We start from the raw sequence: 21,278 nt of genomic DNA, 5'->3' as shown, positions 1-21,278 counted from the left end.
TGATTTGACCACATCTGCAACACCTCGCGCTTCTCCTTGACGTTGCTATAGAGATCGTAGATTTCGCCAATGTCTCCGGTTCGGGCTCACAGCCCGTCCATATAGCCGCCAGTCTGCTGCCTTCGAGTGGCCCATGTTGGCCGCGGCCAGGAAGTGGCGACGATTGAAAGGACAAAATCCGTTGCCGAAACTCATCGCAGGTGACGGTCTGGTGGCAATTTGGGCACATCTTGTGTCTCGTCGCCAGTAAACACGGATGCCCGGCAGGAGGCTGAGCTCGCTGCCGGCGGAAATCGTAGAGCGCCAGCGACGCATTCTGATCTTTCGTCAGGCAGTCGACCGCCTTGGCATACGCCTCGGCTCCATCTCGATCGACCTGAACCGGTATCTTGTGCGCCATCCGGACGATCTGGGAAAGCTTGGCCGGGCCGGCGCCTTCCCAGGCGCACGGGAAGCGCGACGACCCATGTGGACCCTGGATTTCACTCCGCACTTACGCTGCTTTGGCCTTGTCAGCAGCCTGAGCATAAAGCGTGCTCAGCTTTCAGGCCGAGCACTCTTCCATTGTTGACAGCATCTGTCGTCAGTCAGGATCGCCCCATTTTCGCATGCCGCATGCCGCTTGCAGCTTTCAGGCTGTTGTCAGCCAGGGCCGCCATAAAGGGTCTCGTTAAACAACATTCAGGAGGCCGTTCCAATGATCAATCAGTTTGCGAGACTTTTTCGAGGACCAGGTATGCAGGCTTGTTTCAGGACAAAGAACTTTCTGGCGGCAACCACCGCGATGACGACGGTATTCCTGCCGGCTGTGTCTCTCGGGGTGGGTCTGGTAGCATTTCCAACTGGAGAAGCGTTGGCCGACGACCCGATTTCGATCCCGCTGGAGTATGTCGGGGAAGGCCATGACCGCCTGGGCATCTGGGCCAAGATCAACAATGGCAACGCGCAGCGATACGTATTCGACACGGGCTCGGACCAGCTCAACACGCAGATCGGGTCAGAGGTGACCGGGGTCCGCCCGATTGCCGACACGCCTTACGTATATACGTACGGGGACGGAACGTATGGTAATAAGCTTCAGAACGTGGAAATTGATAAATTTACATATGTCGATCCAGATCAAAAGATAACAATCGACGGGCCGTCTGTAAGCGATAAGAAATACCGGGCTGCTCGCATTCTCGATTTTGTCTATACCCTTGCGTATTGCAAGGACAACAATCTTAAGTGCACGCCGGGATCCGTGACGGATGGACTTAAAGATATGTATGGTCAGGATCTCCAAGAACCTTATCACGCCGATAAGGAGCAGCGGGCGAAAATGACCGCTGGCAAGATGGCAGACGAAGGCGGCGATTTCGCAGGTACATTCGGGGCCGGCGATTTTCTTGGCAAGACAAGTGTCTGGGGCATGATGGGCAGTGTCACCAGGTCTGGCTACGTGGTCTCCGCCAATGTGAATCCGGATTCCGAGAGCGACCAAACGCCTGGCTGTTCCCCCTGCACGATTGTCAACCTCAATCCAAGCCTCCGGGCCCAATATACTAATGCCATGCCATGGGGAGAACCCGAGGAAAAAGATCAGGATTCTTATCAGAATTTTCCTGGCTCTGGCGCCAATGCCTCGACCGAATACGAAGGCAGCTACAATCTGCAGTACACGGTTAAGGATGGAGCCCCACCAATCACCGACCCCAACAAGACCGCGGTATTGCTCGACACCGGCACACCGGGCGGTGGCAGTCTGGAGATCAGTGATGCGATGCTGAAGCAATTTCAGGATGCGGGCGTCAAACTTAAAAATGTTCGGAGAAATGAGCAACGCGAGATCGTAAGCGCATCGGGCAACATCCCGAGCGTTACAATCGCAGGAACGGATGGCGATCCGGTAAGGCTGGACAATATCGACTTCACCTACACCAGCGGCACGACGGAACAACCCAATGACCAGACCAGTTTTGTTGCCGGTCTTGACTTCTTCAAAAACAGATCGGTCATTTTCGATCTGGAGAAGAAGTATACCGCTTATACGTCACATTTCGTCACTGCCAGCAACTTCTCTACCGATTCATCCGCACCCGAAGGGACCGGTCTGAGCAGGATCACGACGAGCATGGGGAATGAGGGCGGGTTCGGCATAGCGGGTGTCGTCTCCGGCTCCGGATCGCTGACGCTTGATACAAAGACGGTGGTCCGGATGACGAATGTCAACACCTACACCGGCGAGACGAATATTGCTCAGGATGCCTATCTCTCGCTTGCGGGGCTCGGCAACATCCAACGGTCAGCGAAAGTCGTTGCAGACGGCACGTTCGATATCTCCGAACATGGAAATGGCAGCGACTATTGGGGAATCTCCGACGCCTACAACGATGCCCGTATTCGTAGCCTGAGTGGCAGCGGAACGGTCGAACTGGGCAAGCGTACCCTGGTGCTAACGGCTTCGAACGACACTTTCGCCGGCAGCATCAACGACCTCGACGTTGATAACAATAATATGGGCGGCAAACTATTCGTTGCCGGTGGCGTGCAAACGCTGAGCGGAAAGAACAATTTTTCCGGCATGACGACGGTCGGTTCCGGCGCGGGATTGCTGCTTGCCGATACAGGTGTGCTTTCCCATGATGCGACCACGTCCGGCTTTCTCGGGAATGACGGGCAGATCGGGGGCACGGCTATCGCAAACAGCGGCGGTGTCGTCGCAGGCGGCGGCACCTACGGTGCGGTCACCATTTCCGAGGGCGGCACGGTCGCTCCTGGCAGTGCGACCGATCCGAGCAGGATCGTCACCACACTGACTGTCACGGGCGATTTCGCGCAGCAGTCCGGATCGATCTATCAGGTCGACCTCGCAAGGTCGTCCGATCTCATCGATGTTGGCGGAGCAGCGGCGATCGACAGCGGCGCGCAGATCGAGCTGCTGCGGCAGGGAACGCTATCGGTCGATGCCCGATATACTCTGCTCTCCGCAGCAGGCGGCGTAAGCGGCACCTATGGCGGGCTGACGGGGGCTCTGGCGACAGACGCGACGCCCTTCGTCGATTTCCAGCTCGTCTACGATGCCAACAATGTCTATCTCGATATCAGCCGCACATCGACGGCGTTTGCCGATGTAGCCAGCACCTTCAATCAACGCTCGGTCGCCGCAGCGGCTCAGGCGCTTGGAAGCGGTAATCCGATCCAGGACAACATCCTGTTCCTGACGGCGCCGGAAGCCCGCAACGCTTTCGATATGCTATCAGGCGAGGTTCATGCTTCCATTCATAGCGGCCTCATCGAGGACAGTCATTCTGTACGCGATGCCGCGAGCGAACGGATCCGTGCGGCGTTCGACGGCGTCGGTGCCTCCAGCGTTCCGGTGATGACTTATGGGCTGGGTGGTCTGGAACTGGCCCCGGCAACGAGTGAGAATTTCGCCGTATGGGGCCGTGGCTTCGGCGCCTGGGGTCATCTCGACAGCGACGGCAATGCCGCCGGTCTCGATCACTCGACAGGCGGCTTTCTGGCTGGCGGTGACGCGGCTGTCGGCGAAAGCTGGCGGCTCGGCCTCATCAGCGGCTACAGCCATACCTCCTTGGAGGCGGACGATCGCGCGTCGTCGGGCTCGAGCGAGAATTACCATCTCGGTCTTTTTGCCGGCACGCAGAACGGCAATCTCGGTTTTCGTTCCGGCCTTGCCTATACCTGGCACAGCATCGAGACCGGCAGGTCCGTGGTCTTTCCAGGCTTCGCCGACAGCCTTTCGGCCGATTACGACGCCGGCACGTTCCAGGCCTTTGGCGAGCTCGGCTACCGTATCAATACGGCTTCGGCTTCCTTCGAGCCCTACGCTAATCTCGCTTATGTGAATTTTGACGCCGATGGCTTCACCGAGAATGGCGGCGCAGCCGCCTTGTCGAGCGGGGATCGCTCGAGCGACACGGCGTTTACCACGCTAGGTCTGCGTGCGTCGACGGTACTGACCCTCGGCACCGTGACTGCTACCGCGCGCGGCGGTCTTGGCTGGCGCCACGCCTTCGGCGACGTCAGGCCGGATACCGCTCTTGCCTTTGCTGGCGGTTCCTCCTTCGCCATCAAGGGCGTGCCGATCGCAAAGAACGCAGCTCTGCTCGAAGCTGGGCTGGACGTAAACATCACCGAGAACGCGACGTTCGGCATCGGCTATCAGGGACAGATCGCCTCGGATGCCCAGACACACGGGTTCAGCGCCAAGCTCGGCGTCCGTTTCTAAATCACCCGCAAAAGAGATTGGTTATGAAGTCAGTGAGTGCATTTTCTTTTACCGTCGTTCTCGGCTCAGCGACGGTGATGTCTGTGTCCGCCGCGCGAACGGACGACGCCTGCTACAACAAGGCACAAAGCCTATGATGACGCAATGTTCAATCGACGACCTGAAGCCAGTCGATGGCGAGCTTGACAAGCTCTACAAGGAGATGGAGACCCGGCTCAAAGAGTCCCGGCGCATGTCCAGGAACTGGTCGAGACCGCGAGGGGCTACAACGCCACCTCGGAGAACACGCGCGACGCCTACCCCAAGGATTGGCGGCATTTTTCCTCCTGGTGCCGGCGCGCTGGCTTCGATCCCCTGCCTCCGGGCTCGAAGGTGATCAGGCTCAATATCAGCGCCTGTGCCTCGGGCACCGCCGCCGGCGATCCGAAGCGTGGCGCCCCTGCCCTTTCGGTTGCGACCATCGAGCGGCGGCTTTCCGGCCTCGCCTGGAACTTTACCCAGCGCGGCCGGCCGTTGGACCGCGCGGAGCGGCATATCTATAAGGTTCTTGCCGGCATTCGCCGCGCAAGCACGCAAAGCCACCGCGGCAGAAAGAGGCGGTCCTGGCGACGATCTACTGGCGATGATCGCCACGCTCGGCCACGACCTCAGGGCCTGCGCGACCGCGCTATTTTGCTCCTGGGCTGTGGCGGCGGCCTGCGGCGCTCCGAGATCGTCGGTCTCGACGTCATGCGCGACGACAACAGCGATGGCGCCGGCTGGATCGAGATTTTTGACGGCAAGGGCTGCTGGTCACCCTGCGCGGCAAGACCGGCTGGCGCGAGGTCGAGGTCGGCCGCGGCTCCAGCGACCACACCTACCCCGTAGTCGCGCTCGAGAGCTGGATCCGCTTTGGCCGCATCGCACGTGGACCCCTGTTCCGCCGCATCTTCAAGGACAACAAGACCGTCGACGTCGAATGGCTCTCCGACAAGCACGTCGCCCGCCTGGTCAAGCAGGTGACGATCGCCGCCGGCGTCCCCTCCGATCTCCCGGAAGGGTAACGGGCGCTGCTGTTCTCGGGCCACTCGCTGCGCGCCGGACTTGCCTCGTCGGCCGACGTCGAGGAGCGTTACGTGCAGAAGCAGCTCGGCCATGCCTCGGCCGAGATGACCCGCAAATATCAGCGGAGGCGCGGCAGATTCCGGACCAACCTCACCAAGGCGTCCGGGCTCTGACAAACCCCTCCCCTCCCTCGGTTGGGCGCTAGGTCGTGGGGGTCAGGTTCTTTGAGTGATGACAACACCTCGTCGAGCGCAGCGAACGCTGCGTCCAGACTGTCGGCGGCCGACGCTTCGTAGTCAGGGCATGATCATCAGCTGTGCAATGGCGCGGCCGAGGAATTCATTGTTGAGTTTTTCCATCCGCTGTCTGGGTCGAGCGACCTGTTCTGGGAGCGCACGCAGAGCGTTGACGACCTCGTCCAATTGCGACCGGGCTGCGGCGGCGATGTCGAAGATGTCGCGCGGGTTGGCTTCCGAAATCCCCGGTAATAGACCTTCTTGGCGATGATTTCCGGGATGGTCTCGAGCCGCACGGTCCTGCCTTCCACCACGCGGGTCGAGAACGGCTTCGTTGTTAGCGCTCCGGCAACGATGAAGTCGATTTCGCCAACGTCTTCGAAGGCGAATTTCTGGAACCGAAGCCCGTCCCCCAAATAGTCGGACGGCATCGTTTCAAAGTGCAGGTGGCTTTTGGATGGTCGATGACCGAGCAATTGAGGGTCGTCGAGGAAAATATCGATGTCGTGGCTTTCGCGATGGCCGATCTGGATCATCATAGCCGTTCCGCCGCCAAATGACCATTCAAAGTCGTAGCCCCGGCATTCCCGCGAAGCTGGTCGATCAGGTCGATATAATACGAAAAAGCCGCCGCCATTCGGACGGGCGTCGGCTATCATGTCCAGCCATTACGCGGCGAGCGGATAGCTTTCGCCGGACCAGGCAGAGAACTTGGCGGCAAAAGCCTTCATCTCGTCGACCGCGAATGTGGTGCGCGGTTGCGAACTCGACTTGCTGGGCGAGAGGGACCTCGCCGAGAAAGGCGCTGACATGAGCGGGATGCTGCTTGGCCAAATCGAGATCCGCAAAGCAATCGGCCAGCGCCGCGTCGTCCAGCTGTACGCTGCAGGGCGCGTTCACGGTCGTCAAGACGGATGCCAAATGCTTGCTCATAGGCCGCAAGGTAATCGTTTCGGGTCGGAGACACAAGTTGCCGCCTCCTTCGCCGTAGAGTGGCCCGATACAATCACGATCGATATTGCCACCTCTTATCGATAGTGATCGCATAGTTCCCTGATTCGACTCTCAACCGCTCATATCAAGCGATTACTTCCATGTATCTGCTGCGCTAGCCCGTCCTGGCCTTGGAGTGTCGCTCCTCACCTCCTCCACCACTCACCAGCCCGACGGGAGTATCGCCCGCCAGCAGCTTCTCCTTGCTGAGCAGCGCGGCAACCTCAATCGCCTCGAAATCGGGCAAATCCCGCAGTGTGTCGAGGCCGAAGTGCAACAGGAAGGTCTTGGTCGTGACGTAGGTGTAAGGCGTGCCAAATTCAGCGGGCAGGCAGACGTTGACCCACACTTAGAGCATTGAGGCACTCGAGCCGCCCTCAGGCGGTGCCTCAAAAGCTCGCGGGCCAGATCGCCTCGGTTCGGAGACAGACAGGCTCAAGATATCCACGCCAGAGACGGCGAGCTGGAGCGTATGCTCGGCATTGCGAAGAAGAACATGTTGGCCTTTGCCGGGCGCCAGGCAGGACCGTCGCACGACATGGCAATGCCAAGAGTTCGCACGGCGTTGTCTCCGACGATGCTGGCAGATGTTCTGCAATGACTGGCAACACATGGACGCACCAGAGCGGAACCAGAAACGATCGAATTTCGCCCATATGACTCGGCGAAACAGAACACCCCAGCGTAACAGGTCGCCGGCCGACGCGACCAGGTCAAGCAAGGGTTGGTAAGACCAGCTATTGGCCTGCTGGCTTGCAGCGGTCACCTCACGCTGGAATGCTGGATTGCGGCGCAAAAACTCCCATGCCCTTTCGCGCGGCGTCATACCAGTGGTGCAGTCATATGATCGTTCATCCCGCCCATCAGCCTCGACCGCGCCAGTCACGAGAACTGCAGGCACGACTGTGCCCCCTTGCCCGCCCCCACGGACATCCAAACATCATGCAATTTGGCAAAGCACCGGCGCCGAAGCCACCCGACCTCGATGACGCCATTTCGTCGAAGCATGTGTCGTCGGCACTGTGCAGGGCAGAAGCAGGCTGTCGGTCCCGCGCAGCGACAGCAAGCGCGGCCTGAGCATGCGAAGGGGGTCGCTTTGATAGGAGTGCCCGGCTGGGTTCCGTTCAGGACGTTCCCTGAAGACTTGGTGGCGTGGGGGTGGCTTCGACGCTGGTTGTGGGCAGGGTGCTATAAGCTAATTTCCGCCATTGGAGGCTAAGTTTCACGCTATGCCAGCCCGTGTTGTACAGGTGAAGCCGACTGGTCAGTGGACCGCAAACGAACGGCGCGCCGCTTCTCTTTGGTGATGCTCGCGCCGCGCTTTCTTCGCTGACGGTATGGATATGAAGCGCGGCATGCCCCTGTAGCAGCCGATTTCACAACCAGACTTGCGCCCGAACGCCCCTGTTGCTGCGGCATAACAATGCGTGGCGTCAGGAAGACTTCGTCGACCATTAGCCGTCTCGCTGAGATACTACCGAGCCCGAGCTCCCCTATCCTAGACCCTCGTATCGCATATCGGACGGCCCCACATCAGCCCAAGTTGCCATGGGGACCAGCCCCATGCGTTCGCCCGAATGCAGCTTCCTGGCTTGATCGACAGCAATCAAGGGGACGGTGCAGGCCAAGATTGCGGCAGGGCTTGGGCAACCATCAGGTCGCCCAAGGGGTGCCCCACCCTTCTCGTCAGAACTCAGCTGCTTCCAGCTGGCGGCTGAAACTCACAGGCGCAGCCAGCTTGGTCTCTAACCGCATCGATCGCATCATGGTGTCTGCCATGAATCCGTGTGCGTGAAGCGCTCCAGAGCGAAGATGTTGGGCGTCAACCAGGTTCACCAATGAGCTTCACTGCTCGAGTTCTGCACGGTGTCACCGCCTGGCGCCGGAGGTTGATCCGGTGATTAGGAGGAGCACTCGTTGTCGGATTCTCGACGATGTCGGACATGTGACACAACGCTTCCAGAGCGATCGCATTGTTCCGAAACGATTTTCCCAGTTGGCACGACGGTTGCGGTCCTATGCGCAAAAGCACTGCGATGCCGCACCGACTGAAAGAACTCATCAATGATCACGCTTTTCGAACATGTGGGCGCCGCTACCAGCACTGAGCGTTCCCGAGCCGACGGAAGCCTCTATCCCTTCTTTCTGAAGGCTGTCCGGACATGAACGCATTTGATGTCCGTCCAACGCTGGATGCTCCCGACGACGATCCCTATGTCTGGCTTGAAGATGTAGAGGGCGAGCGGGCACTTGCCTGGGCCGCCGGCCAATCGGCAAGGACTCTCAAGCACTTCGGTGGAACGCAGTTCGAGCGCGACCGCGCGGCTCTGACAGCCATTTTCGACAATCGCGACAATCTTCCCCTGATCGCGCGCCGTAGTCAGTACCTCTACAATTACTGGCGAGATGACGGAAATCCACGCGGACTGTGGCGCCGGACCACCCTTGCCGCCTACATGAAGGCAGATCCCCAATGGGAGCTACTGCTCGATCTGGATGCTCTCGCGGCTAGCGACGGAGAGGATTGGATCTGGGACGGCGCGTCCATCGAGCCGGAGAGACGGGAAAGAGCCGTTCTGCGCCTGTCGCGCGGCGGCAGCGACGCGGTCGTGCATCGCGAATTCGACCTGATCTCTCTGAGCTTTGTCGCGGACGGCTTCAACCTCCCCGAGGCCAAAGGCTACGTTAATTGGCTGGACCCTGACACGCTTCTGCTTTCCAGTGCGCTTGGTAATGGCATGGCCACCCGCTCCGGCTATGCGCGCACCGTTCGACTGTGGAAGCGTGACGCGGATCCCCTCACCACGCCGGCAATCTTCGAGGCCGGGTTCGAAAGCTTCCAAGTGTCTGGTCATTCGGACCGCACCGGCCGCAGCGAGCGCCTTTGGTTCATTGAGCAGCCGGCCTTCTTCGAGAAGATCAGCTGGATCGGCGATAGGAGCGGGCCGAGGAGGCAGATCGATCTTCCTCGCGACGCCTCGTGGCGGGTCTTCGGCGACTGGCTGGCGGTAAGGCCGCGCAAGCCCTGGACGGTGGGAGGCACCACCCATCCCGCCGACGCGCTGATCGGCATCTCGCTTTCCTCTTTCCTCGCCGGCGGACGCCATTTTGAGACCCTGTTTCAACCAGGGGAAAGGCGCTCCATGCAGTCATTCTTCTGGAATGACGGGAAGCTCATTATCTCTTACCTCGTCAATCTCGTACCGCGTTTCGAGATGTTCACTCCCGGCCACCAGGAATGGACGCGCCGAGTCCTGAACACCCTGCCCGCCGAAGGTACTGTCGACGTCTGGTCATTCGATGCGGCAGTTCACGAGACCAATGGAGAGGTCCTGATCTGTGCTCAGGATCCGATCACGCCGCCGCAGCTCTTGCTGTTCGATATGAATGCCGCGCCGTCTCTCAGCGCTTCAGCAATCCTGAAGCGCAGCCCGGAGAATTTCGATGCATCCGGACTGGTGGTCACGCGCCACGAGGCAGTCTCTATCGATCATGAGCTGATCCCCTATACGCAGGTTGGTCCGGCGAACGGGAACGGAGATGCTCCGATTCACCTTTCCGCTTATGGCGGGTTCGGCGTATCACTCCTGCCCTACTACAACTCCCCGCTGGGCAAGCTGTGGCTCGAGCGCGGCGGCACGTGTGTCGAGGCGAACATCCGCGGCGGCGGCGAGTTCGGCACCCGCTGGCACGAAGCCGGGCGCAGGGAGGGCAAGCGTCTCGCCCATGACGATTTCGCCGCCGTTGCCGCCGACCTCGTGCGAAGGGGCATCACCCTGCCGAGGCGGATTGCCGCCGAGGGTGGCTCAAATGGCGGCCTGCTGATCGCAAACATGCTGACCCGCTATCCTGAGCATTTCGGGGCTCTGTTCTGCACAGCACCGCTTATCGACATGCGTCGCTACACCAAGCTCTTGGCGGGCGCGAGCTGGATCGACGAATATGGCGATCCGGACAAGGTTCACGATTGGGCTTTCCTGAAGGAAATCTCCGCCTATCACGCCGCAGCGCCGGGACAGCCCTATCCGCCTATCCTGATCGCCACCACGAAACGCGACGACCGCGTCCATCCGGGCCATGCGCGCAAGATGGCCGCAAAACTGCAGGCTCTTGGCTATCCCGCTTACTTTTACGAGGCCAGCGCAGGCGGGCACGGCTGCGGCAAGGACAATCGGGAGCAAGCCGCATTCATCAGTCTAGGTACCAATTTTCTCCGCAGCGCAATCGGCTTCAACGATCACCTTCCGGAGACGGCGGAACGCGTTGCAACGCAAGAGGGGCATTTGAGATCCATCAACAATTCATTCGAGCAGGAGACGAAATAGTGCAGTGCATCCTTTCTGAACATCAAGGAGTGAATCTCATGGCGAGAACGCGAATGGGCGTAGCGCGGGCAACAGCAGCGGCGGTGGCCCTGATCATGGTGGGACAGCAGGCCGTCGCCGCGGAGCCTGCGCAAGCAGAGACCGTCCTGGCGGAGACGGGAGCCTCGGTCACCGAAGCGCCAATCCCTTGGCAGGTCCGCCTGCGGGCGTTGGGCGTCGTTACGAAAGATCTGGGCTACGTTGATACGCTTCCCGGCTCCGGTCTTTCGTATTCGGACACGGTGACGCCGGAACTCGATATCTCGTATTTCTTCACCGACAACATCGCCGCCGAACTCATACTCGGTACCACCTATGCCAACATCGCGGGCCAAGGGACGATCGGAGGGTTGGGCAACATCGGCAAAGTTTGGCTGCTGCCGCCGACGCTCACGTTGCAGTACCATTTTACCGATCTCGGCGCGTTCAAACCTTATGTCGGCGCAGGCGTGAACTACACGATCTTCTACAACCAGGACACTGGCAGCGCTGATGCTCTCAAGGTGAAGAACACGTTCGGCACGGCGCTGCAGGTCGGATTCGACTACATGGTGGACCAGCACTGGGGCCTCAACTTCGACGTGAAGAAGCTTTTCCTGAAGCCGGACTTCGACGTCACGGTGGCCGGCGCGAAGCTGACGGGGAAGGCGGAGCTCGATCCCTGGCTGATAGGCGCAGGTGTCACCTACCGCTTTTGAATATCAGAGTGAAGTCTGCTTCCCGACTGCCGGTTTAAATGAAGGGCGCCTCGCGCGCCCTTTTTTACGGTCGACACTGCAGGGCGAGACCTCATGAAGCCGATTGTCGAGAGGGCGGGGCTCTCTTCCGGCGGACCAAGAAGGTGCACTGGCCAGCAGGCCTCGCGCCTGAGATGGAGGGCTTAGAAGCGCTTTGGATCGGGACGGGCTTTGGTATTGTGGGTGGAATGCTTCAGCCAGACTATTTGCCAGCATCGTCTCCCCGACGTTATGTCTGAGCTTCGTGTCAGCGCAAGGCGAACACGCGGCTCCTAGATGCCGACACGATGGCTGGTTCAGCCATGCTGCGACAGTTGCCTGTTTTTTCGGTTCCTTTGCTGTTCGCGCGCTAACCGCAACGCTCCATACTAGTCTCGCGTGCCTGTCCCCGTGGGGCGGGCGACAGAAAGCGATTAGGCCCGCTGAAAGAGGCAGACCGCATCCGAAGGACCGTAACCAAGAGAAGGACCTGAAGCGAGAGCGAAGGTTGCGGCAGGCCGCGGCGGGCCTAAAAGGGAATGCCGACCACCCCACGTCCCAGGAAAAGCTGACAAAAACGCAGCGGCCGACTGTCCAATAGGGTGCGCCCGCGCGAGGGCGAGCTAAATGGCAGGGGCTGCCGGGGGACCTAAGAAAAGCGTGGGCTCACAAGCACCCGGCGCGCGCCATCAGGCCGCCAGCTACTTGGAGGGCGGGGGCATCAGGCCTGTTTGTCGGGCCGAACCAGATCCATGTGGCTGACGCCGAGGGCCAATGCCAGTTCATAGATCGTGATAATTGTCGGATTTCTTCGGCCTTTCTCCAAGCCGCTGATGTACTGCTGACTGAACCCGGAAATCTCCGCAAGCTGCTCCTGCGTCAGGCGCTTCCTTTGCCTGATCCTCTGCACATTCCGTCCGACCAACTTGCGCATATCCATGCACGCAAGCCAGCGGATCAGGCGGCTTGAGTTTATCAACTATAATATGTAATCCACATTTAGCAGGCACAGGGCTTCGCGGGTCCATCGGCCGGAGATAGAATTAGCGATGTTGCAGCCCAGATCGAACACGCCGTTCGCCGACGAGGTCCCCTGGTCGGACCGCATCACGCCCTACGACAAGGACCACTTTACAACCTATATGAGGCTCCTGGACGCCTCAGCCGACAACGCCACTGAAGAGGAAATGGCCCATGTGATCCTCGGCATTGATCCGGCACGCGAACCGGAGCGCGCACGGAACGTTCTTCGCAGTCATCTCGACCGTGCAAACTGGGTGGTGACGAGCGGCTACAAGGATTTGTTCGCCAATTGACCAAATGGGCGGTGCGGTCGCTTCGCTTCAAGCAACGAAGTAGCGCAACCACCATGCATCGACGCATCACCACAGCGCGAATGCCGCTCCAAGATGATCGCGAGGACTTCCAGTCGGCGCGGATGGCCCTGCGCTTCGCTGGTCTCATCGTTTTGTCCTCCGCTCGCCAATGGCTGCTTCCCAGGAAGCGGTGCGGCGGCGAGTCATGACAGGAAGGGGCGCGCCGTCTGAGCCGCACCGCATCCGGAGGACCGGATGGACGACCTACTGAAAGCTCACAGCTGGCTAAGGGTTGCGGGACGCCGCGGCGGGCCTAGAAGGATACGGCGCCACCTGCTGGGAAAGGCACAAACAGAGAGAATTGCGAGAGTCTAACGACGCGCTAGGAGGCGCAGCGGAATGGTCGAGACGCCAGAGCCAAGAAAAGCGGGGATCAATCCACCGGCACACGGCACGCGCGGTGAGGGCGCGGGCGCCCACTACGTGCGCAGGCTCAACAGAATCTCACACGGATCAGCATCGAGGGCCGCAGTTACGTCGAGAAACTCAATGATATCGAGACGCCGCTCGCCACCCTCATATTTCGCCACGAAAGATTGCGGACGACCAAGCTTCTCAGCCACCTGCGCCTGCGTCAGCCCTTTGACATTGCGCAGTGAGATCAACTGGGCCAGAAACCGCTGGTGGCGGGGAGATCGAAGAGATTTGGGCATTTAGGTGAACCGGTCAGGTAGAGACCGGCTCAGCGACTAATCCCCGTTTCGGATTATCCCATTTTGGGATATTCTGCCTTGCATCCAGCGATCAACATGCGAGGTTCGCGGCAGACATGAATCGATCACCGGGAACAGATAGGACTCAAAGCTCAACACTGCTCGACGAAGTCCCTTGGTCTGACCGTCTTACCTCCTACGACAGGGCGCACTTTACCATCTATATGAGGCTCCTGGACGCCTCAGCCGATGAGGCGCCCGAAGAGGAAATGGCCCAACTGATCCTCGGCATTGATCCGGCACTTGAACCGGAGCGCGCCAGGAAGGCGCTTCGTAGTCATCTTGACCGTGCGAACTGGATGGTGACGAGCGGCTACAAGGAATTGTTCGCCAGCTGACAAATTCGCAGTGCTCGGTCATAGAAGCAGGCAGTTCCTGTGGCAGCCACGGTCAGGCTGATCGGGACCTGCACTACAGCCCCGGCAAAATGGCCCCAGTGGCGAGCACAATTAAGTTCCCAGGAAATCGGGTTTGGCAACCGAGCGTCTGACGTGATAGAAGGTTCCGCTCTGTCTGGATGGGTATTAGCCCGGAGCAGCACTCCATATCGTGCCGGCGCTCGACGAAGGGTCCACCTCTTCGCTTTCAAGCCGCATAACCGACAGCCATCGCCCTAAGTTAAGGGTTTAGAGATTACCGGCAGGCAGGTATGCAAGCGGGCCATCCTCGGAAACTATATAACCGCACGACTAGCTCGTCAGCGACGAAACACCCGCTCGAGCACCCATAGACTATGAGCACCGGCGCGGACTGGAAGAATACGGCTGCATCGCCCGAGCCGGCGGAACAGAAGATCTTGGCATCCAGTCAACGCTCGATACAAGGCGTGCGATCGAATGGCCCGAGCACAAGGGGATCAAAAAGCTTCTCAGAGAATTGAGGACCCTTCGGACCCCAAAAGGGCTATAGCCTGATTTTGGGTTCGCACGCCTAGCTTCTTCTTGGCATTGTCCAAATGAAAAGCGATCGTGCGTGGCTTGATACCCAAGATGCGGCCGGTCACCCAGGCTGAATTACCCCGCGCTGCCCACCTCAGGCACTCATATTCGCGGGATGTCAGCGAAATCCCATCCACTGTTCGATCGCTCGGCAATTTGCGGCGAACGCAACGATGAAAGCAGGCCGCCATCAGTTGAAGAGCTTGTTCGTACCGCTCAGCGACCCGAAGAAATACTGGACGAGGCTCATCGGCGGCAAAAGTAACCGCAGCGATGCGGCCGCGGAGATCGACAATTGGGATCGTCAAACCGCAGCAGATGCTGAATTGAGCCGCCTCATCGAATAGCTGCTGTTGAGCCGGCGACATTTTATCGCCTCCGAAATTCGATCCCCAGTGAAACGGGCAGCCGCCATTTCGAGCACGCAAGACCACAGGATCGAGTTTCTCATACTGATTTTCCAGATACTGTCTGGTCCAGCGGGGTGGATAGTTTGAAATTAGCCTCGGTTTGCCGGAAGGCCGTGCTGGCAAGGAGAGGTAGGCAAAGAAGATTAGGTCAAGTCGTCCGGCCGCCTCAGCCATGGCATCCCGGAAATCTGCCTCATCGACACTCTGTGACAGTCTTTCAAGGAATGTCTCGAAAACAAGTGGCATGTCCCTCGTCATCGTCGCGCTCGATTCTTCCTCTTTCTGCACGCCTTCCGGCTGCGTCGTGTATGTCCCGACAAACGTGATTGAATCCGCGGGCGTCGCTGGGCTGACCGGGCTCCAGAATGCTGCCACACTTTCGATCTTCGTCGGTCATCCCAATCATGCTGGGCTCACCCGATGGGCGTCTGGCAGACGCCTCATGATCTCAACAGCTCAATCAGAGAATCTCCATGCATTAAATCATGACCGCCCCTGCACCGACCAAACCAGGAGAAATCATCCTGCGCTGACCAAAAGCCATCATTGACCCCAGCTTTTGCAGGAATTTGGGTCGGCATTAGCATAACAATTCGGATAGCCGCTCATCCCCCACCCGGGGCGCCGTGATCCGCAAAGAAGTGTTGCGATGCTTTCTTTTCTTTGATAGGCAAATCGTCTCAACAATATTAAAATGCCTTTCCTTGTGAACGGGGTGGCGTGTGAGTATCGTCCTTTTATATACCTGACGTGATAAAATTCACCGCAATGATTATTCTGCTCTTTGTGATGTGAAGGAAGATAATCTTCGGCATTGCCGCACTTTGGAACCGGCGACCGTGGCCCGCTGCAATGATGTAAAGGGCACGTCTAAGCTCAATCTGCATCGGAACGTGCAGATGACCTTTACCAGACCCTCGATTCCGCACGGGCCATAATGATACTGATTACGTGGGTCAAAAAGGGCGCCCTGCCGGCGGGGAGGTACACCCGCAGGGCGCGCCGCACAGAGGTCCTGGTCGTTGGGCAACAGGACAGCGGCGGCAGAATTGATTCGGTTACAAATCGTGACTGAAATAGCCCGGAGCATGCTCAAGATCAGATATCTGGAATTCAACAGTTTTGGGTCTGCTCGGCGCAGTAGCGCGCAGGGACATGCCTGCCTCCGGACTCGCTCCTTCGCGATCGCAAAATCATACGGCACCCTCGGCCTTCAGCGCGCGATAGGTGGTATCGACCGACTTTACCGTCGCGTCGACAATGATGTCGATCTCTTTTCGGGTAATGATCAGGGGGGGGGCATAACCGAGGATGTCGCCATGCGGCATGGCCCGTCCGATGACACCATTCTCAAACAGAGCAGCTGCAGTGCGCACCCCGACCTGAAGGTCGGGTTCGAATGGTATCCTTTGTTTTGGGTCCCGCATCATCTCTACGGCCGACAGGATACCCACTCCGCGAACTTCACCAACGATGGGATGTCCCGCCAGCTCGGCCTTCATCCGGTCTTGCCAATACGGTCCAACATCGCGGACATGCTCCAGAATATTTTTTTCTTTAAGCAGTCGAATATTGGCGAGCGCGGCTGCGGCACAAAGCGTGTGCCCCGAATATGTCCAGCCGTGGCCGAGTGCGCCGTGCTTCTCAGTTCCTTGTTCCAAAACCGACCAGACACGGTCGCCAATGATTGACCCGGAGATGGGGAGGTAGGCGGAACTCAAACCCTTTGCGATGGTCACGAAATCCGGACGCATGTTATACAGGTGGGAACCGAACTTCTCGCCGGTTCGCGCGAAGCCACAGACCACTTCATCCGCGATTAGAAGGATATCGTATTTGTCGAGCACCGCTTGAATGGACGTCCAGTACCCTTTGGGGGGCGGCACAATACCTCCTGTCCCAAGTACCGGCTCTCCGATAAAAGCTGCAACCGTTTCCGGTCCTTCGGCCAGGATCAAGGCTTCAAGCTCATCGGCACAGCGCCGGGAGAACGCTTCCTCGCTCTCCTCGACACGCGCCTGGCGGTAATAGTGCGGCGTGGTTGTATGGCGCACCAAATCCAGAGGCAGGTCGAAGAAATTGTGAAAGAAGGGAAGGCCAGTTAGGCTACCCGTGACCAATCCAGACCCGTGATAGCCGCGATTTCGCGAGATGATCTTTTTCTTTTCGGGCCGGCCAAGAATGTTATTATAGTACCAGACCAGCTTGATGTTGGTTTCGTTGGCATCGGAACCGGAGAGGCCGAAATAGACCCTTCGCATGTTCTGACCGAAATACTCGACCACGGCCTCTGCCAACAGGGCGACCGGCTCCGTACCTTGGCTGGCATAGACGTGCGCGAACGGCAATTCGTGTGCTTGCCTGGCAATGGCCTCGGCGATCTCCGTGCATCCATATCCCATGTTGACGCAGTAGAGTCCTCCGAAACCGTCGAGGCTCCTTCGGCCTTCGGTGTCCCAGATATAGACGCCTTCCGCACCGGCCATAATCCTATTTGGCGTTTCGCCTCGGCTGTGCTTGGCCAAATGCGTAGAAGGATGGAAGACGAAGCTTCTATCCTTCTCCCGGAGTTGCTCGGTTCCCAGATTGCTCAAGCGCATGTCCCTCTCCTCGCGATAAATTGGCGGAGGGCACTCGGCCAGCCACCTGTTTAGATAGCATACCGGAAACGTCCCTCGAGTTTCTCGGGAATGCAGGTTATTGGCCGTGGAATTCGCGGGATCGGCCCGAATTGCCGTGAAAACTAAGGCGTCACCTTCGCCTTAGCCGAGGGTCGGGGGCGCGTCCTGCAAACACGAACAGCTTACGACGCGCATGCGCCCAGCATAGTGCCCGATTAGCGGGCGATATTGGGTAGTGTGCTGAGGGTTCTGCAAATTCGCTGAGAGAGGGCGGTCATGGCAGGCTGGTGATGTTCAACGTCACCGATTCCCTGGAAGGAACGCCACCATGACCAAGACAGAAAGTAAGACCGCCAGCGCTGCCGTCAAAGACATTCTGCTTTCGAATCCGGATGGATTGCACGAGGTGATCCGCGCGGTGATGCAGGAGGTGCTCGAGGCCGAGATGGACGAGGCGCTGGGTGCTTCGAAGAGCGAGCGCACGCCGGAGCGTCTCGGCTATCGCTCGGGTTACTATGGCCGCACGCTTGTCACCCGGGTCGGCAAGCTTGAGCTGCGGGTTCCGCAGGACCGGGCGGGCCGCTTCTCGACCGAACTTTTCGAGCGTTACCAGCGTTCCGAGCGGGCCTTGGTGGCGACGCTTGCGGAGATGTATGTGCAGGGCGTGTCGACCCGGAAGGTCAAGGCGATCACCGAAGAGCTGTGCGGCCATGCGTTCTCGGCCTCGTCGATCTCGGCCATCAACAAGCGGCTGGACGAGAGCCAGAAGGTTCGGCCCGGCAAAGACGCGCGGCGAGAGCTCCTTGCCATCGACATCTTGATTCGCAGCCGACCAGCGCCGCCAAGTTCTATCGGTCAGCGTGTTGCCTTTCTTGCGATCGCAGATTCGTGGTTGCTGCGCAGGGCGAGCCGAGCTGCGGCTCGCAGGAGGGGGCAGCCGACAGAATTGCGCGGCCTGAAAAGCTGCCTCCATCAATGCTCGCCGCTCGTGCAGTCTCGAAACGCTGGATCAAGCCTCAAACGTCGAACAGCCGCTCCTTTTCCTCGCGAAACCAGCGCCCTCGCGCGACGTGATCGTGCCTGACGATCCGACGCTTCGAGCGGGGCTCCTCAAATAGGTTGCACATGACCTGCAGCTTTCTGCCAAACTCAGCAAATCGGACGTCTTCTTATCATCGCTCGGCAAGCTCGGAACAGGCTGGCGGTCGTTGCTAAGGCTAGTCGCCGCCAGCGGATGGCGAGGATGTTGTGGCGGCTAAGTGCTTTTAGGTGGGCGATTATAAGCCGAGATCGCGATAGGTGCTTTCGCCATAGCTCCTGGCGCCATCGCCACGCTGAGCGTTTGAAAGCCGATGAAATTCGCTCGGCCAATTGGCTAGCGCGTGCTTGATGGCCTTCATCTTGAACGGCACGTGCACAACACATTTGTCCCTGATGATAGGCGGACAGCTCACATCTTGTTGCCGCGAGCCGTTAAGGTTTGCTGCGATTATCGGCAGACCTAGATCAAGAGCCAATTCCATTTCCCAGCGCACGAAGCGAAAAAGGTTTTTCGTCTTCTCACCGATCAGGACAAGTACCTGGCTCGATCCATTCATTCTGTTGCGAAGATTGCGTTTAACATAATCTTCGTCCTGTGCTCGGCCCGTCATATTGTCCAGATCGTGAGCGTTCGCGAATTCAAAACTCACATTCTCGCTGGCGTTCCACCCTTTCATAAAGCGGTATGCCCAAGCGTCTTCATCGCCGTCAAATATTACATAGGTCGGATCGCTGTATGCCATTGTTGTCTCTTAGTTGTTTTGACGAGCAACCCACTGGGTGTGCTCCCGTGAGAAAGCCAGTTCGGCTTCGTTCACCGCGGCGGAGAATGCCTCATCCGAGTTGGCGTCCGTAATAAGGTCGGCAGTCAAGCCGATCTCGTGAGCTGTCAACGTGTAAGCCGATGCCAATTCGTTAAATTTCTTGATCTGGGTCCACCCGATAAGGGAGGCGGCGATGACAATTAGCGGCTCGGTCGGCCAGCCTGGCATCGCGGGGTCAGCGATGCGTACTACGATGAACGAGAATCCCAGAGCGTATGCAAAAATACCAAGGCCCATCCAGACTTTCGCGGACCTCTTGTTCGAGCGCGCCTTCTTCTCGTACCACTTCCGTTGGTCGCAGATTCGTCTCTGCAGATATAGGTCTTTTCGTTCTTTTCGCGGGGAGTCCCTTATCGACATCATCTCGTCCGTTGTTTGGGGCGATGCTGAATCGGTGCCGCTCAACGCGCTACCAAGGTGACGATTGCTATCAAGGATATCTTCCATGAGCTTTCGAAAATCAGCTCTGGCGTCAGCCGCGCGCGCGTCATCGAACGGCTGTGCTCGCATCGCGAAGCGCCAAGTCAATGTCTTCACCGACTCTGCCAGAGCTCGAGCCTGATACCAGACCTGCTCGGGCTTTGTGACCGACCGGAAAATGAGGACTCCCATTGAGCAAAGAAATACCGCAGCATAGACACCGAAATAGGCTTTTGATGACGACAAGTCCAAAGAGAGCACCGACGCTAAAAAAAGAAGAACGTACTCTGCCCGGATCAGGCGCAGAAACGTCGCCTGCTGCTCGTTGGATGCCACGTCGGCGCTATTATAGAGTCCCGGATATTTCATTTTTGAAGCACACCAGTCTATTTTGTGGCGGTAAATTCTTTAAGCCAGGATTTGGCAAACGTGAGGTTAGCAGTCGAGCTTACAGAGCCTATTCTTGAGCGAGGCGCGGTCCCTCTGTTCATAAACAGGAATGCAGGTCCTGTCCCATCAATGTAAGGGTATAGGCCCAAAAATTCTTGCCCGGAGAATGTTTCCGAAGAATTTTTTGCCACGGGCAGAACCGCTACCGCGGTCCGAAACCCATCGAAAAAGCCAAGCTCCCAAGGCATCCATCTGGATCCTGGAGAATTGTTTGAATGCACATAGATAAGCGTCTTTGACTGCCTCATACGGGTCCGCAGCAACTCGGCGGTGGCCGAGGAGACCTTTGTGCGGTCCAGTTGTGAATCTTCGACCCAATCTACGTAAGCAGTGAACCCAAGCTCCTCGAAAATTCGCTTCACACCGAGAATGATCTCTGCGTCCTTGAAAGAATGTGACAGAAAAACGTCGAATGACGATCTGGCTGTAGCTGCGGCCGTCTCTTCCTTTAGAACGATCGATGCGGCTCTATGTCCTCGACTGGCATTCGCAACTCTTTTCAGCTCTGCCTCGGTCAGTAGCACTATTCAAATCCCCCCATGATCTGTTCGCAATCTATGAACTTGACGCCCATTCGATTAAGCGACCCTTGTCTTGTGAAAACTGGCACCATGCTCTCCAGCCGGGTAGCGCAACCTCCACCTTCTCAAAGACCACGTCGGCTGGCAGGAGTGACCGGCCTTGTCACCCACCTACGCGCCCCCGGCACAGCCATGCTCCTCACTTAGAAGGCTGCGGAGACCAGCAATGTCAAACAGGACAGACGATCTCCTAATCTCGATCAGCAACGAACTTAGGACGTAAAAACGCGATGGAGCGATCTCCGAATGTCCGCAGGCGTCGAGGGCCCGGTTGGTCGCCAAGGCCGAGCGGGCCAGCTTGCACTCCCGCTATCCGTCGG

General features: G+C 58.4%; 13 protein-coding genes and 3 pseudogenes. 8 read left to right on the top strand and 8 right to left on the bottom strand.

Features of this window, described 5'->3' with window-relative positions:
* The first annotated feature begins 697 nt into the window (after positions 1–697).
* Both E5W70_RS16195 and E5W70_RS16190 read left to right on the top strand, forming a co-directional pair.
* Positions 698–4,231, top strand: coding sequence for an autotransporter domain-containing protein (locus E5W70_RS16195; protein WP_292659695.1), 3,534 nt, complete (start codon positions 698–700; stop codon positions 4,229–4,231).
* A gap of 219 nt (positions 4,232–4,450) precedes the next feature.
* A pseudogene (locus E5W70_RS16190) lies at positions 4,451–5,448 on the top strand (tyrosine-type recombinase/integrase); the annotation flags it as partial.
* A gap of 137 nt (positions 5,449–5,585) precedes the next feature.
* On the opposite strand, the gene E5W70_RS16185 reads toward E5W70_RS16190, so the two are convergent.
* Complete coding sequence (locus tag E5W70_RS16185) at positions 5,586–6,170, bottom strand: nucleotidyl transferase AbiEii/AbiGii toxin family protein (protein WP_292659693.1); 585 nt, start codon at positions 6,168–6,170, stop codon at positions 5,586–5,588.
* Between the two features lie 52 nt (positions 6,171–6,222).
* On the opposite strand from E5W70_RS16185, the gene E5W70_RS16180 reads away from it, so the two are divergent.
* Positions 6,223–6,549, top strand: a complete 327-nt coding sequence (locus tag E5W70_RS16180; protein WP_158302655.1) for a hypothetical protein — start codon at positions 6,223–6,225, stop codon at positions 6,547–6,549.
* A gap of 70 nt (positions 6,550–6,619) precedes the next feature.
* Here the strand turns inward: E5W70_RS16180 and E5W70_RS16175 are convergent.
* Positions 6,620–6,814 (bottom strand): annotated as a pseudogene (locus E5W70_RS16175) (SMC-Scp complex subunit ScpB); the annotation flags it as partial.
* A gap of 1,852 nt (positions 6,815–8,666) precedes the next feature.
* Between E5W70_RS16175 and E5W70_RS16170 the strand changes: the two are divergent.
* Together E5W70_RS16170 and E5W70_RS16165 are read left to right on the top strand one after the other, a co-directional pair.
* Entirely contained in the window at positions 8,667–10,829 is a 2,163-nt protein-coding gene (locus E5W70_RS16170; RefSeq protein ID WP_275954943.1) for a prolyl oligopeptidase family serine peptidase, read from the top strand.
* A gap of 38 nt (positions 10,830–10,867) precedes the next feature.
* Positions 10,868–11,566 carry an OmpW family protein gene (locus E5W70_RS16165; protein WP_024505687.1) on the top strand — a complete coding sequence of 233 codons (699 nt, stop codon included), beginning with the start codon at positions 10,868–10,870 and terminating at the stop codon, positions 11,564–11,566.
* 739 nt (positions 11,567–12,305) lie between these two features.
* Here E5W70_RS16165 and E5W70_RS16160 read toward each other — a convergent pair.
* On the bottom strand, positions 12,306–12,524 hold the full coding sequence (locus E5W70_RS16160) for a helix-turn-helix transcriptional regulator (protein ID WP_029354714.1): 219 nt from the start codon (positions 12,522–12,524) through the stop codon (positions 12,306–12,308).
* Positions 12,525–12,633: 109 nt separating this feature from the next.
* Between E5W70_RS16160 and E5W70_RS16155 the strand changes: the two genes are divergently transcribed.
* Positions 12,634–12,900, top strand: coding sequence for a DUF2285 domain-containing protein (locus tag E5W70_RS16155; RefSeq protein ID WP_126097361.1), 267 nt, complete (start codon positions 12,634–12,636; stop codon positions 12,898–12,900).
* 479 nt (positions 12,901–13,379) lie between these two features.
* On the opposite strand, the gene E5W70_RS16150 is transcribed toward E5W70_RS16155, so the two are convergent.
* The gene (locus tag E5W70_RS16150; RefSeq protein ID WP_126097360.1) at positions 13,380–13,613 is read right to left on the bottom strand and encodes a helix-turn-helix transcriptional regulator; all 234 of its coding nucleotides are present in this window, start codon (positions 13,611–13,613) and stop codon (positions 13,380–13,382) included.
* Between the two features lie 116 nt (positions 13,614–13,729).
* Here E5W70_RS16150 and E5W70_RS16145 point away from each other — a divergent pair, with 116 nt between their 5' ends.
* Positions 13,730–14,011 carry a DUF2285 domain-containing protein gene (locus E5W70_RS16145; protein ID WP_126097359.1) on the top strand — a complete coding sequence of 94 codons (282 nt, stop codon included), beginning with the start codon at positions 13,730–13,732 and terminating at the stop codon, positions 14,009–14,011.
* 530 nt (positions 14,012–14,541) lie between these two features.
* Here the strand turns inward: E5W70_RS16145 and E5W70_RS16140 are convergent.
* Both E5W70_RS16140 and E5W70_RS16135 read right to left on the bottom strand, forming a co-directional pair.
* Positions 14,542–15,279, bottom strand: a complete 738-nt coding sequence (locus E5W70_RS16140) for a LuxR family transcriptional regulator (RefSeq protein WP_126102498.1) — start codon at positions 15,277–15,279, stop codon at positions 14,542–14,544.
* Between the two features lie 935 nt (positions 15,280–16,214).
* Positions 16,215–17,621, bottom strand: a complete 1,407-nt coding sequence (locus tag E5W70_RS16135; protein WP_063169303.1) for an aminotransferase — start codon at positions 17,619–17,621, stop codon at positions 16,215–16,217.
* Positions 17,622–17,970: 349 nt separating this feature from the next.
* Here E5W70_RS16135 and E5W70_RS16130 point away from each other — a divergent pair.
* Positions 17,971–18,405, top strand: a pseudogene (locus tag E5W70_RS16130) (transposase); the annotation flags it as partial.
* A gap of 514 nt (positions 18,406–18,919) precedes the next feature.
* Here the strand turns inward: E5W70_RS16130 and E5W70_RS16125 are convergent.
* Together E5W70_RS16125 and E5W70_RS16120 are read right to left on the bottom strand one after the other, a co-directional pair.
* Positions 18,920–19,426 carry a TIR domain-containing protein gene (locus E5W70_RS16125; RefSeq protein WP_126097358.1) on the bottom strand — a complete coding sequence of 169 codons (507 nt, stop codon included), beginning with the start codon at positions 19,424–19,426 and terminating at the stop codon, positions 18,920–18,922.
* Positions 19,427–19,435: 9 nt separating this feature from the next.
* Complete coding sequence (locus E5W70_RS16120) at positions 19,436–20,296, bottom strand: DUF4231 domain-containing protein (RefSeq protein WP_095488148.1); 861 nt, start codon at positions 20,294–20,296, stop codon at positions 19,436–19,438.
* Positions 20,297–21,278 lie beyond the last annotated feature (982 nt).

Source organism: Mesorhizobium sp. (assembly GCF_005063415.1).
In the GTDB taxonomy this organism is placed as follows: domain Bacteria; phylum Pseudomonadota; class Alphaproteobacteria; order Rhizobiales; family Rhizobiaceae; genus Mesorhizobium.
The sequence above is the reverse complement of the archived record's forward strand: the minus strand, read 5'-3'. Positions and strand labels throughout refer to the sequence as shown.